Here is a 13,683-nt window from a genome sequence, read left to right on the forward strand (position 1 = left end):
GGTTCTCCCGCTGCGCCACCGGGGCAAAAGGACATCGGAAGAGTCAGATCAGTGGCATCGTTTCGCAGTCGGCTACAGCTGCGAAGGGACCACCCCATGGCGAGAACCGTCATTGACCTCGATGAAGCCATGGTTGCCGAGGCCATGCGCATCTTCGGGACCAGAACGAAGGCCAAAGCCGTCCGGCTGGCCATGGAGGACGCGGTCAAGCGCCATCTGCGCCAGGAGTTCTTCGACGCCATGGAGGCCGGTGAACTCGACTTCAGCGAGATCGTCGAGAGCACCGGTCCCCGCAACGCGGACGGCTCCCTCAAGCACCGACGGCCGTGACGGGGGCCGTGACGGCGTCCGGGCCGCCTGATGCAGGACCGCTACCTGATCGACAAGTCCGCCCTCGCCCGCTGGACGAAGCCGAGCGTCAAGGAGGTGCTCAAGCCGCTGCACGAGCGTGATCTCCTCGCCGTCTGCCGGCCCACCGAGTACGAGATGATCCACTCTGCCCGCGACAGCTCAGAGGCGACCCGGATCAGCACGTGGCTCCACGCCTTCGACTACCTCCCCTGCGACGACGACAGCTTCACCCGCGCCCTCGCGATCCAGCGCCATGCCCTCAACTCGGGCTTCCACCGCGCCTTGTCCCTTCCCGGCCTGCTGATCGCCGCCACGGCGGAACGGCACCGGCGAACGGTGCTCCCCTACGACGGTCGTGCCGCGTGGCAGCGCCGACCGCTGACCGCTGACCGCTGACCGCTGACCGCTGACCGGAGAACGGCACCGCGGCGCCTCCGCCCGGACACCGCCCGGCGCGTCCCGCGTACCGTCGACCCGCCGCGGCCGTGTTCACCCTTGAGCCGGGCACCCGACTCGTGGAGGAGATCACTCTCCGGGAATCTGTGGCCGCGCACCCGTCTCGGTGAGGAAAGCGGTGATCTCCTGAGCGAGTCGCCCGGGCTGGTCCTCGGGGATGAGCGTGGAGGCGTCCGCGATCTCCACCAGCCTTCCCCGCGGGTACAGTTCCGCCAGCCGTGGCCCGTGTTCCCGCGGCATCAACCGGTCCTCCGTCGCCCACACCACGAGTACCGGCCCGTCGAATTCCCGCAGCCTCTCACTCCAGTCGAGCAACGTCCCGCGACCGGGCGCCGAGGTGGCGAATTTGGCGAAATCCCTGCGAATGGCACGGCTCGTCCTGGCCGGGGTGAACCACTCGTCCATGAGCTCATCCGGAATCCCCCGGACACTCATACCGCCGTACCCCCGGCGAGCCTTCCGCAATGCGGGGATCTCCATCAGGCGGGCGGTGAGCAGGACCCCACCGGGGACTCGGCACACGGCAGCCGCCGCCTTCGCCGGCCCCGGCGGGAAGTTGTCGAACGCCTCGCAGGCCACGAGCACCATGCGCGCGACGCGGTGCCGCTCCTCCAGGACCAGGAACTGTCCTCCGCCCCAGTCGTTCAGGACGAGCGTGCAGTCCCGCAGGTCCAGACGCTCCATGAACTCGCCGAGGAGCCGCGCCACTCCGCGGTGGCTGAGATCGGCGTCGGGCCGCATCGGTTCAAGGTGCCCACCGAGCGGCAGGGTGGGCAGGAGGCACCGGTATCCCGGCAGCAGGGGCACGACCTTGCGCCACTGCTTCCCGTTCATCGGCATACCGTGCCCGAAGACCAGGACGGGCCCGTCACCACCGGTGTCCTGATAGTCGATCACGCCGGCCGAGAGACTGACCTGTGGCACGAAAACACCTCACGCGGTTGTGGTGGGTTGTTTGCTCCGAGCCGCTCCGAGCCGCTCCGAGCCACTGCGGGGCTTCCCGCCATGAGGCGCCGGGCGGAGACCCGGGTGGTGCTGACAGGACGGTCCGTGTGGCCCCGGTCGGTCACGTCACACTCCACTGTCGGTCTTCCACACCACCCGCCGCCAGGACACGGATACGGAACGGCCGAGTCGACACCCGTATCCCACGTGATCGAATTTCCTCGCCGGCCGGGGCCCCAGCCATCTGTCGCGACAGTCCGCCCGGGGACGGCGAGATCTTCAGCACGGCGTCGACGCAGGTGCTCGCGTAGGGGTCGACGAGGCCGGCGCGCTCCGGGCGGCAAGGGATGGCCCTGAGGGGCGCCGGCCCTCATCCGCCGAAACCGGTCAGCGCGCCGCGGTCGTCGAACCGTGCACCGGGGGCCCAGGCGATCTCCCAGCGATTGCCTTCCGGGTCGGCGATGTACGCCGACCGGCCACCCCACGGCCGGTCCACCGGATCGGCGACCGCGGTGGCACCCGCCGCCACCGCGGCGGCGAAGGCGGCATCCACGTGCCGGGCGCTGTCCACATTGCAGGCGAGCGTGATCCCCGACCACTGAGCGGGGGGCGGGGCCGCGGTCGCCGCCTCGGCGGCGAGTTCATCCACGGAGTACAGCGCCAGCAGCACGCCACCGAGCAGGAATCCCGCCCAGTCGTCACCGCCGGCGGGCATCTCCCGCCACCCCAGATCGTTGTAGAACCGGCGCAGCCTCGGCAGATCACGGGCGCCGAGGGTCACCACGGAGAGACGAGCGGGCAGATCGGACATGGCCGGGATCATGCCGCTCGCACTCTCCCACCGCAAGCAGCCCATCTCCAGCGACGGGCTCCGGACGCGATGCCGTACTGCTCCCCTCCGAAGGGGCCGAACAAGATACTGAGGTGAGCAGGGACATCGGCCGCGCGCGTGCGGAGGTCCGCGGCATCGCGAACGACGACCGCGAGCTTGGGACGCAGCGGATCGCCCGGCGTGCCGAACGGCTCCGCGGCAGCGCCCGCGGTGCCGCGCTTCCTGGGCCCGCCGGCCGAAGGCACTCCACCCGCGGTGATTCGGTCAGTTCGAGGCGAAGACCTCGATCTCGCATTTCGCGGCACCGCCCCGGTCGATCCTGGCATCACTGGTGATCAGCGTTGCGGCGAGAGCCTCGGCCAGGGCGACGTACTGGGCATCGTAGGCGCTCAGGTTTCCGTGGAGAGCCTGAACCCGGTCCCACAGAAAGAGCGTCTCGTGCCGGACGAGTTGGAGCTGCTGGTAGGCATCGACAGCCTTGGCCACTTCCCGCGCCGTGAGCTTGCCCCCTCTCCTCATGCCGAGGAGTGCGGACTGGATCTGGTAGTCGATGAGCGTGGGCACAGCGACGGCATCGGCGGCACCCACCCGGGTACGAACGGCAAGACCGGGCGGATCGTGGTTGGTGAGGAAGTGCACAAGGGCGGAGCAGTCCATGACGACCGTCCCGCTCACCCCCCGGCCCTGCCCGCGTCGATCGCGGCCAGCACGTCCTCCGTGCTGACGCCGGCCGTGGTCTCCCGATTCAAGCGCGCCACCATCTCCGCCATGGTGGGCTTGGACGCCTCTCGCGCGATGAGATCGAGAACGTAGGCCTGGAGGGACTTTCCGGCCTGGGCGGCACGTACCTTCAAGGTCTGGACCTGGTCATCCGGGACGTCCCGAATCGTCAGAGCAGCCATGCTGACAGAGCAGCATCAATGCATGCAAAATGCAGACAGCGCGCCCCTCAGGCCACCGAAGAGCGCCCCCGCCCTCTCCACACGAAACAAGAAACCCCAGGTCAGATTCCCGACCTGGGGTTCACCACGGAGCCGCCTTCGGGATTCGAACCCGAGACCTACGCATTACGAGTTGTCCAATCTTGCTCCAGGAACGTCCATGCCTGTGCGCCATCGCAGTTCAGCGGTGGCATCGGCTCGGGACGGATAGATGTGGACGGCTGCGGGTGACGCGGCAACCGAGACCACAAGTGAGACCAGGCAATCTGGGGACCGGGTGGCACGCACGCTCCGAGGGCCGTCACCCGAAAGGCCCTGCGCTTCCGGCCTCACGCTGCGACAATGATCAGACAGCAGGAAGGGGCAGGGCGTGGACATCGACGATATTTCAGGTGGAAGCGTTGGCTATTTCTGGGCCTCCCACTCAAAAAGGATCAACTTTCGACGCCGCTCAGAGAGCGGATACCTGAAGGTCAACCCAACAGGACAGGTTGAAGTTCAAACCCTCGAAGAGTCGCCCTTCGATAGTTTCGGCAGCGCCGATTCACCCGGAATTCCCAAATCGATTTTCGCTAGCACTCCGGCAGGCGGCGCGCTCGTAGTCGACATCTTCCGGCAGACATCGAACATTAGGTGGGGCGGCGCCAAAGCGTCAACTCACTCCTTCTTCGCACACGCATTGATCATGGGCGTAGATGACAACGCACAAGACCCGCGCTTCTCATATTTCAGCACCTTCGTACCTGGAATCCAGGACTGGGCGGGCGTGAGAACCATCGACGAGGAACGTAAAAACGATGACGCCCAGCGCATTCAGTCTGTGAGTCTCCAGGTACGAAGTGGCGCTCCTCAAGAGGTTCGACTAAACGCCTCAACTAAATTCGAACTGTCTTGGCACTGGCAGGTTTCCGGCTCGGCCGACAACAGAAGCATCTACGCTCCGGTAAGCCTGGCCGTCAGGTCAATGCGACCGAAGAGCTATAGAGAGCTGCTATCGCCGCTTCATCGAATTCAGGATCTGGTGTGTCTTGCCCTCGACGGCTTCGTTGCCGCAGACGGCGGCCGAGCACATCTGATCTTGGACCCGGACCCCCGGACTTCGCCGACACTTTGGGATGGACGCCTAATGGCCGCCCCACCTGGAACTACGACACCTAAGTCAATGACAGAAATCCCGCTGTTCTCCTTGGGCGACCTCGGTGGAGTTGATGCACTCAGGCGCTGGATCAAAATATACGAGAGTCACCCACGCGCGGTACGGCCGTTCGTGAGTCGCTACCGCCTGGGGGCGACATCACCCGAGGTGCAGTTGATGGAAGTAGCCGCAGGAATGGAGTACTGGGTTGCCTCTCATCGCCGCACTACTAGCTGGGCTAAGAACAAGAGAATACCTCTCGCGATCGCCGAGAGAGTCGGCTCGCCATTCGGCGACTGGATCGGGGATCTTGAGAAATGGGATACCGCATTTTGGGAGACTTACAACGCCATCAAACACGAGGCGAACTATAAGCCCGATAGATACATGGTGAGCGTCATGGCCCAGAGTGGCTCCCTCCTGCTGACGGCAGCGATATTGAATCGCGTCGCAGGAAACAAGGGGGTCAGTAAACGGATCTTCCGAAGCCATCGCACTAGGGCACTGGGCGAAGAAGCGAGCGGTTACGTTGCAAACTTCTCTCCGAATCCTGGACGCAAGAAGAAAAAAGGCCGATGACGCCGGCAGAAGCAGCGCTGAACGTACCCAGGATCGTGCAAAATTCCTGTTGACCCTTAAGAAGAGCCGGAATGCCGTCCCGATCCCGCCCGTCTTCATCCCGTTCCTCCGCGCTCACAAGGCACAGCAGGAGGAGATGCGAGCCGCCGCTGGAGAGCTGTGGGGGGAACACCACGTGGTCTTCTCACGGCCGGATGGTCGCCCACTCGACCCCCGGCAGGACTACGAGGAGTTCAAGGAACTCCTCGGCGAAGCCGGAATCGACGACCGCCGCCTGTACGACGGGAGCCGTCACACGGCCGACACAATCCTGAACGAGTTGGGCGTCGACATGCCCACCATCATGGAGATCCTGCGGCACACCCAGATCAGCCAGACACGCCGCTACGTGAAGGGGCGCTCTCACCTGTCGAAGGACGCGATGCGGCGCATGGGCGAGTTCTTCGTACCCGCTCCCCCGGCCCCCGATCCGGGCCCGGACTCCGGCCCGACTGAGACCAGAAGTGAGACCCCCGACAGCCGCGCGGCCCGCGCTCGCCGACGTCGCCGCATTCGCTGAACGAAAGAACCCCAGGTCGGAGTACACCCGACCTGGGGTTCCAGAGTGAGCCGCCTTCGGGATTCGAACCCGAGACCTACGCATTACGAGTGCGTTGCTCTGGCCATCTGAGCTAAGGCGGCGAGCTGCCGTGACGCTCCGGACACCATGGTCGCGAAGGGCATCGGCAACAGCGGCAAGTCTACACAGTGGGAGGGGGTGCCCCGTACCGGGTTGGGGGACGGCCCGGGGTGAGGGCCCGGCGTGAGGCCCGGGGTGAGGGCCAGGGTGTGGCCCGGCGTGAGGCCCGGGGTGTGGCCTGGGTGGCGGTGGTGATCGCCTCGGGTGGGAGCGCCGCAGCCCCGGCCGTCACGTGCACCGGGTGCCGTTCGCCGGGGCCTCGCCCTTCAGCAGGTAGGTGTTGATCGCCCGGTCCACGCAGGCGCTGCCGCGTCCGTACGCGGTGTGGCCGTCGCCGTCGTAGGTGAGCAGGGTGCCGGAGTCGAGCTGGGCCGCGAGGGCGCGGGACCACACGTACGGGGTCGCCGGGTCGCGGGTGGTGCCGACGACCAGGATCGGCGCGGCGCCCCGGGCCTCGATCCGGTGCGGTTTCCCGGTCGCCTTCACCGGCCAGTAGCCGCAGTTCAGCGCCGACCAGGCCAGCCCCTCGCCGAAGACCGGGGACGCCTCCCGGAAGGAGGCGAGCTGCTTCCGGACCTCGGCCGGGCTGCGGAAGGAGGCCGGCAGGTCCAGGCAGTTCACGGCCGGGTTGGCGTACATCAGATTCTGGTAGGAGCCGTTCGGGTCGCGTTCGTGGTAGAGGTCCGCGAGCGCGATGAGGTCGTGGCCCCGGCCGTCCATCGCCGCCTTCAGCGCCCCCCGCAGGCGCGGCCACGCCCCCTCGTCGTACATCGCGGCGATCACCCCGGTCGTGGCCAGCGACTCGCCGAGTTCCCGGCCGTTCCCGGCGGGCACGGGCCGGCGGTCCAGCCGCCGGAAGAAGGCGCTCATCCGCCGGCGGGCGTCGGCGACGCTCTCGTTCCCGAGCGGGCAGTCCTCGCCGCGCACGCAGTCCTCGGCGAAGGCGGTGAAGGCGGTGGAGAAGCCGGCCGTCTGGTCCCGGTTGAGCTGCCGGGAGGACAGGGACGGGTCCATCGCCCCGTCGAAGACGAGCCGGCCGACGCGCGACGGGAAGAGGCCCGCGTAGGTCGCCCCGAGGAAGGTGCCGTAGGACGCGCCGACGTAGGTCAGCTTCTCGTCGCCGAGCGCGGCCCGGAGCAGGTCCATGTCGCGGGCCGACTCCACGGTGGAGACATGGCCGAGCACCTCGCCGCTGCGCCGCTCGCAGCCCTGCCCGAACCGGCGGTACGCGGCGACCAGTGCCTCGGTCTCGCCTTCGGAGTCAGGGGTGACGTCGACCTGGGTGTAGGCGTCCATCTCCGCGTCGGACAGGCAGGTGACCGGCTCGCTCGCGGCCACCCCGCGCGGGTCGACGGCGACCATGTCGTAGCGCTCGCGGACGGGGGCCGGGTAACCGGCCGCCGCGTAGTTCTGCAGGTAACCGATCGCGGAGCCGCCCGGGCCGCCGGGGTTGACCAGCAGGGACCCGAGGGGATCGCCCGGCCCGGTGGCCTTCCGGCGCGACACGGCGAGACGGACGTCCCGGCCGTCGCCCGGGCGCGCGTAGTCCAGCGGGGCCTTGAGCGTGGCGCACTCGAAACCGGCGGTGTCGCAACCCCGCCAGCGGAGCTTCTGGGCGTAGTAGGGCCTGAGGGCGGACGGGACGGTGGTGGCCAACGGCTCCAGGACGTCCGGGGCGCCGGTGGGGCGGGGGCCCGCAGGGCGGTCGGCGGAGGGGTCCGCGGCGCCGGACGAGCAGCCGGCGAGCACGAGGGCGGCGGCCAGGAGGGCCACCCCGGCGGTGTGGAACGGTCGGCTGCGGACGTGCATGGAGACCCCTCGGTTCGGCCCGGGCGGCGAGGAACGGACGGCTCGGCGGAGACCGCGGGGCGGCTGTCCGGATGGGCGGTTCGCGGTGATGTGCGGCTTCCGTTCGGAGCGTAGCGGTCCGCGATTCCGCGGTGGCCGTTCACCACCCGCCGTACGGGTGAGCTGCCGGCTCGGCGGTTGACCGGGCGGCCGGCAGTGGACGGTGGGCGGTGAGCCAGGGGCCACTCGTCCGGCACCCCGCCGGTCGGGGTGCGCTCCGGCGCGCGCTCCCTCGCCGGACCCCGGTTCCTCTGCCGAGCCGCGGCCCTCGCCGGCGATCCCGGCGCCGGCTGCTCTCCGCGCGGGGTGTGAGGGTGTACAGGCGGTGCGCCCCCGCCCTCCAGGCTGCGGGACGCCGGACCCTCGGAGGCCGTGCGCCCCTCGGAGACCGCGCGTCCCCGGGCCCTCGGAAGCCGTGCGCCCCCGGGCCTCGAAGACTGGCGGCCCCGGGCCCCCGGGGGCCGCGCAACGCGAGGCAGACCGAGGCTCAGCCCGCGCGCAGGCTCAGCATCATGGCCTCCACCGCCAGCAGCGGGGCGACGTTGGCGTCCAGGGCACGGCGGCAGGCGAGGATCGCCTCCATCCGGCGCAGGGTGCTCTCCGGGGTGGATCCCCGGGCGACCCGCTCCAGGGCCTGCCGCTCCTCGATGTTGGCGACCGCCGCGGGCGAGCCGAACTGCACGGCGAGAACGTCGCGGTAGAAGGCGGTGAGGTCCGTGAGGGCCAGGTCCAGGGAGTCGCGCTGGGTGCGGGTGGAGCGGGTCTTCTGCCGCTTCTCCAGATCCTTCATCACCCCGGCCGTGCCGCGCGGCAGCCGGCCGCCCGGTCCGGCGGCGGCACCGAGCGCGGCGCGCAGTTCCTCGGTCTCCTTGACGTCGACCTCCTCCGCCATCTGCCGGGCGTCCTCGGCGGCGGCGTCCACCAGTTCCTGAGCCGCCTTGAGGCAGCCGCCGACCTGGTCGATCCGGAGCGGCAGCTTCAGCACGGCGGCCCGGCGGGCCCGCGCCCGCTCGTCGGTGGCCAGCCGGCGGGCCCGGCCGATGTGGCCCTGCGTGGCGCGGGCCGCCGCCTCGGCCGCGCCCGGCTCGATGCCGTCCCGCCGCATCAGCAGCTCCGCCACGGCCTCCACCGGCGGTGTCCGCAGGACAAGCTGGCGGCAGCGGGAACGGATCGTGGGCAGGACGTCCTCCACGGAAGGCGCGCACAGCAGCCACACCGTCCGTGGCGCGGGCTCCTCGACGGCCTTCAGCAGGACGTTGCCCGAGCCCTCGGTGAGCCGGTCGGCGTCCTCCAGCACGATCACCTGCCACCGGCCGCCGGACGGGGCGAGCTGCGCGCGGCGGACGAGTTCGCGGGTCTCCTTGACGCCGATGGAGAGCAGATCCGTACGGACGATCTCGACATCGGCGTGGGTGCCGATGAGCGCCGTGTGGCAGCCGTCGCAGAAACCGCAGCCCGGGGCGGCACCCAGCGCCCGGTCCGGGCTGACGCACTGGAGAGCCGCCGCGAAGGCCCGGGCCGCGGTGGCGCGGCCGGAACCCGGCGGGCCGGTGAAGAGCCAGGCGTGCGTCATCGACGAGGCGCCCCCCTCCGGGACGGGCGCAGCCCCGTCCCCCTCCCCGACGGCCGAATACGGGGCGGGGGAGAGGCTCTCGGCCTCCCCGGCGCGCCCGGAGTCCCCCGCGGCCCCGGCGGTGCTCGCCCGCCCGGCCTCGGTGACCAGGGCGTCGGCGGCCCGGGCGGCCGCGGTGAGCGTCTCCGTCACCCGGCCCTGGCCGACCAGGTCGTCCCACACCGCCATGCCCGGCGCTCCTCTTTTGGTCTTCCGGCTCGTCGGCCTTGTTCCCACTATCCGGTCGTCCGGCGTCCTCCGGGCCGGTCGTCCGGTGTCCTCCGGGCCGGTCGTCCGGTGTCCTCCGGGGTCCGGGGCAGCCGGCCGCCGGGCTTCCCGGCTCCGGTCTTCCCGGCTCCGGTCTCCCCGGCCTCCCGGCTTTCCCCGCTTCCGCCGGCCGGACCCCGTCTCCAGGGTCTCAGCCCCGGCGGCCCCGGCCGCCGCGCCCGTCGTCACCCTCGCCCCACGCACCCTCACGCGGGTCCTCCCGCGGGCCGAGCAGCTCGTCGGCGAGGGTCGGCAGGTCGTCGAGCGGAGTCTCCTCCGCCCAGTCCGGGCGGCGCCGGCCACCGCGGCCGTACCGCTGCGCTCCGGGGCCCTGGTGCTCCTCCGGGCCGCCACCGGGCTCCCCGGCCCGGCCGGCCTGCGGCAGCTCCCGGGTGCGTTCGCCGTCCCCGTCCCCGGCGGCGCCCCGCGCCTCGTCCTCCCGGGCGAGCCACGGCGGCACTCCCTCCCCCGCGCCGCCCGCGCGGGGAGGCGGGCCCTGGCGCGAGCCGGCGGAGGGCTGCCCGCCACGCGGCGGCTCGTCCGGCCGGACCGGGGGGAGTACGGCGGTCTCGTCCGCCGCGCGCCCGGCGGCGCGTTCGGCGTCCGGCCACTCCCGGTCGCCGGCCTCCGGGACCTGGGGCAGCACCGCCGTCTCATCGGCCTCGGAGACACGCGGGAGGGGTGCGGTCCCGTCGGGCCCGTCGGCCCCGCTGCCGCGGTCCGTCCGGTCGCCGCCGCCCGGACCGGCGTCGCCGGGGACCTGCGGCAGCAGGGCCGTCTCGCCGGCCTCCGGCGCCGGGCGGCCGGTACGCGGTGTGGGGACCGGCTGGGTCGTCTCGCCGTCCGGTCCGGCGCCCCCGGGGCCGCCGTCCGTCCCGCGCCCACCGGCGGCGGGCGCCACGCCCGGTGCGGGCGTCTGCACCGTCGGTGCCTCGTCCACGGCCGCGCCGTCCGGCCGGCCCTGCTCGCCGCCGGGCGTCGCCGCGGCCCGCTCGGCGGCCTGCCGCTCCCGCTCGGCGCGGAGCAGCGCCTCCTCGGCCTTCCGCTGGCGTTCCTGGCGGCGCTCGTCGGCCTCCCGGCGCAGCCGCTCCTCCTCCGCCTGCTGCCGGCGGACCTGCTCCTCCTCGGCGCGCCGCCGGGTCTCCTCGGCCTCCCGCCTGCGGCGCTCCTCCTCCGCCCGGGCCTGCGCCTCCTCGGCGCGCCGGCGCGCCTCCTCGGCCTGGCGGCGGGCCTCCGCGACCCGGGCCTGCTCGGCCTCGCGCCGCTTGCGCTCCTCCTCCTCGGCGCGCAGCCGGGCGAGCTGCTCCTGCCGTTCGCGCTCCTGCCGTTCCTCCTCGGCCTTGCGCGCCGCCTCTTCCTCGGCGCGGCGGCGGGCCTCCTCCTCGGCCGCGCGGCGCGCCTCCTCGCGGGCCCGGATCTCCGCCTCGGAGAGCGGCAGCACCTGGTCGAGCCGGTGCCGGGCGACGGTGGTGACGGCCTGCGGCTCCTGTCCGGCGTCGACGACGAGGTAGCGCGCCGGGTCGGCGGCGGCCAGCGCCAGGAAACCGGCGCGGACCCGCTGGTGGAACTCGGGCGGCTCGGACTCCAGCCGGTCCGGCGCCTCGGTGAACCGCTCGCGGGCCGTCTCCGGCGCGATGTCGAGGAGCACGGTCAGATGGGGGACGAGCCCGTCGGTCGCCCAGCGGCTGATGCGGGCGATCTCGGTCGGCGACAGGTCACGGCCGGCGCCCTGGTAGGCGACGGACGAGTCGATGTAGCGGTCGCTGATGACGACGGCACCGCGCTCCAGGGCGGGCCGGACGACACTGTCGACATGCTCGGCGCGGTCCGCCGCGTACAGCAGCGCCTCCGCGCGGGGCGAGATCCCGGACGAGGCGACGTCGAGCAGGATGGAGCGGAGCCGCTTGCCGATGGCCGTCGCCCCGGGCTCACGGGTGACCACGACCTCGTGCCCCTTGGAGCGGATCCACTCGGCGAGCGTCTCGACCTGGGTGGACTTGCCGGCGCCGTCGCCGCCTTCCACGGCGATGAAGAAGCCGTTGCCGGCCGGGGAGCGCCGGTCGGGGTCACCACCGCGCAGCGCGTCGCGCAGATCGCGGCGGAGCGGGACGCCGGACCGGTCGTCGGTGCGGATCAGCACCAGCGCGGCGACGGGCAGCAGCAGCGCGCCGGTCAGCATCAGCGTGAAGCCGGCGCCGCCGTGGGCGAAGACGAAACGGCCGCCGGCCAGCCGGTGCGGGCCGATCCCGGCGGCGAGCAGGGGCGCGGCCACGGCGGCCAGCGCGGTGGCCACCCGGACGACGGCGTGCAGATGGTCGGTGACGCGGCCCCGGCGGAGCTCCTCGGTCTCCTGGTCGAGCAGGGTGTGCCCGGTGCTGGCGGCGATGCCGGCCGCCGCGCCGGCGACGACGGCCAGGAAGAGGACCGTGGCCGGGTCGGGCGTCAGGCCTACGGCGAGCAGCGCCAGCCCGGCCAGGGCCGTGGACAGGGCGAGCATCCGGCGCCGGGAGAGCGCCGGCAGCACCTTGGGCGCGCTGCGGATGCCGAGGACGGTGCCCCCGGTGAGCGCGAGGACGAGCAGCGCGAAGCCGACCGGCCCGCCGCCCAGGTCGTCGATGTGGAGCACGGCCACGCCGACCGCCGAGGCGATCGCCCCCGCGACCGCGGCACACGCCGCCACCAGCAGCGGGACGGCGCCGGTGCGCCCCTTGTCGGCACGGCCGCCGCCGCGGGGGCGGCGCAGCCCCGCCAGCGGGGAAGGGACCCGGGGCGTGCGCCCGCCGGGCAGCTCGACGAAGTAGAGGATGGAGACGCACGCGGCGAAGAGCCCCGCCGCCACGTACGAGCCGAGCGCCACCTGGTGCAGGTGGAACCACTCGACGACCGCCCCGAGCAGGTTGCTGAACAGGGTGACGACGACGAGGACCGCGGCGGCCAGCGGCAGCGCGACGAATCCGGTGCGCTGCGAGAGCCGGCGCAGCGCGTCGAGGTTGTCCGGCAGCGGGCGGACGGCGTCGTCACCGGCCGGGACGGAGGGCAGCAGCGCGGGGGCCGCGCTCTCCCGGCAGATCGTCCACAGCCGCTCGGCGACCCCGGTGAGGAAGACGGTGACCAGGAGGACGGCGGTGGCCGTGTCGGGCGTCCAGTCGATCCACAGCGGGGCGACGACCAGCAGGGCCACCCGGAGCGCGTCGGCGCCGATCATCGTCCAGCGGCGGTCGAGCAGCGCGCCCGTGCCGCCCTTGCGGGAGGAGCCCTTACCGGGGGTGCCCTTGCCGGGGGCGCCCGCGTCCGCGGGCTTCTCCCCGGGCACGGCACCGGCCTTCCCCGGCTCCGCCGGGGACACCGCGCCGCCGCCCGCCGGCTCCGCCCCGTCCGCCGCGGCCGGCCGCGCCGGGTCCGGGGAGGGGTCCGGCCTCCGGCCGTCGCCGATGAGCGAGGTGAGGGGGGTCAGGAGCACCGCCCCGAAGAGGAAGGAGGTGAGGATCCGCACGGCGAGGACGGCGGCCACCGCGAAGGCCGCGCCCCGGTACCCGGGGCCGAAGGTCTCCGCACCCACGGCGGCCTGCAAGGTCAGCACCACGAGGACCAGCAGGGCGAGGCAGTCGCCCACGCCGCCGACGAGCTGGGCGCTCCACAACCGCCTCAGTGGGGGGAATCGCAGCAGTGCTCGCACGGCGCGTTCGCGGGAGTCTGCGGCAAGGTGGTCCGTGGGGGAACTCACGACCGTGGGCTGCTCGGCACGCGTCATCCGGCCAGCCTATCCGGACTGGCCGAATACATGCCGAGCGGTCCCGCCAAGCTGTGGACAACGCCCGGCCGGCTGCCCGCCCGGCACCACGGACGGCCGAACGGGCCCGTCCGTGCGGCCCGCCTCCGCGGCCCGCACCGGGGGCGGTCCGGCACGGACGGAGAGGCCGCCCGCCCCTTCTGACGAACCGTCCGCCCGCGCCCACGGCCCGCCGGGCACGCCGGGACAGGCCCGGCGGGGGTCCGCGACCGGCTGCCACGGGCCGTGGCGGATGGTCGCCGACGAGG

General features: G+C 72.3%; 10 protein-coding genes, 1 tRNA gene and 1 pseudogene. 4 read left to right on the plus strand and 8 right to left on the minus strand.

Annotated features, from left to right (window positions below; all coding sequences use genetic code 11):
• Positions 1-96: 96 nt before the first annotated feature.
• Together HCK00_RS00260 and HCK00_RS00265 are read left to right on the plus strand one after the other, a co-directional pair.
• Entirely contained in the window at positions 97-330 is a 234-nt protein-coding gene (locus HCK00_RS00260) for a type II toxin-antitoxin system VapB family antitoxin (protein ID WP_168099671.1), read from the plus strand.
• Between the two features lie 30 nt (positions 331-360).
• Positions 361-747, plus strand: coding sequence for a PIN domain-containing protein (locus HCK00_RS00265; protein ID WP_168099672.1), 387 nt, complete (start codon positions 361-363; stop codon positions 745-747).
• Between the two features lie 129 nt (positions 748-876).
• Here HCK00_RS00265 and HCK00_RS00270 read toward each other — a convergent pair whose 3' ends face one another.
• The 4 genes from HCK00_RS00270 to HCK00_RS00285 form a co-directional block, all read right to left on the minus strand.
• On the minus strand, positions 877-1,731 hold the full coding sequence (locus tag HCK00_RS00270) for an alpha/beta fold hydrolase (protein WP_168099673.1): 855 nt from the start codon (positions 1,729-1,731) through the stop codon (positions 877-879).
• Positions 1,732-2,122: 391 nt separating this feature from the next.
• Entirely contained in the window at positions 2,123-2,563 is a 441-nt protein-coding gene (locus HCK00_RS00275) for a VOC family protein (RefSeq protein ID WP_168099674.1), read from the minus strand.
• A gap of 285 nt (positions 2,564-2,848) precedes the next feature.
• Positions 2,849-3,241, minus strand: coding sequence for a type II toxin-antitoxin system VapC family toxin (locus HCK00_RS00280; RefSeq protein ID WP_206319741.1), 393 nt, complete (start codon positions 3,239-3,241; stop codon positions 2,849-2,851).
• A gap of 14 nt (positions 3,242-3,255) precedes the next feature.
• Positions 3,256-3,486: a type II TA system antitoxin, ParD family gene (locus HCK00_RS00285; RefSeq protein WP_168099676.1), complete on the minus strand. Its 231-nt coding sequence runs from the start codon at positions 3,484-3,486 to the stop codon at positions 3,256-3,258.
• Between the two features lie 409 nt (positions 3,487-3,895).
• Between HCK00_RS00285 and HCK00_RS00290 the strand changes: the two genes are divergently transcribed.
• The gene (locus HCK00_RS00290) at positions 3,896-5,239 is read left to right on the plus strand and encodes an ApeA N-terminal domain 1-containing protein (RefSeq protein ID WP_168099677.1); all 1,344 of its coding nucleotides are present in this window, start codon (positions 3,896-3,898) and stop codon (positions 5,237-5,239) included.
• Between the two features lie 58 nt (positions 5,240-5,297).
• Positions 5,298-5,798: pseudogene (locus tag HCK00_RS00295) on the plus strand (tyrosine-type recombinase/integrase); the annotation flags it as partial.
• Between the two features lie 48 nt (positions 5,799-5,846).
• Here HCK00_RS00295 and HCK00_RS00300 read toward each other — a convergent pair.
• The 4 genes from HCK00_RS00300 to tmk all read right to left on the minus strand — a co-directional run bounded on the left by HCK00_RS00300 (position 5,847) and on the right by tmk (position 13,396).
• Positions 5,847-5,920 (minus strand) — tRNA-Thr (locus tag HCK00_RS00300).
• Positions 5,921-6,146: 226 nt separating this feature from the next.
• Positions 6,147-7,727 carry an alpha/beta hydrolase gene (locus tag HCK00_RS00305; protein ID WP_168099678.1) on the minus strand — a complete coding sequence of 527 codons (1,581 nt, stop codon included), beginning with the start codon at positions 7,725-7,727 and terminating at the stop codon, positions 6,147-6,149.
• Between the two features lie 526 nt (positions 7,728-8,253).
• Positions 8,254-9,567 carry a DNA polymerase III subunit delta' gene (locus HCK00_RS00310; protein WP_168099679.1) on the minus strand — a complete coding sequence of 438 codons (1,314 nt, stop codon included), beginning with the start codon at positions 9,565-9,567 and terminating at the stop codon, positions 8,254-8,256.
• Positions 9,568-9,796: 229 nt separating this feature from the next.
• On the minus strand, positions 9,797-13,396 hold the full coding sequence (tmk, locus tag HCK00_RS00315; RefSeq protein WP_168099680.1) for a dTMP kinase: 3,600 nt from the start codon (positions 13,394-13,396) through the stop codon (positions 9,797-9,799).
• Between the last annotated feature and the right edge of the window lie 287 nt (positions 13,397-13,683).

Source organism: Streptomyces zingiberis (assembly GCF_012034935.1).
In the GTDB taxonomy this organism is placed as follows: domain Bacteria; phylum Actinomycetota; class Actinomycetes; order Streptomycetales; family Streptomycetaceae; genus Streptomyces; species Streptomyces zingiberis.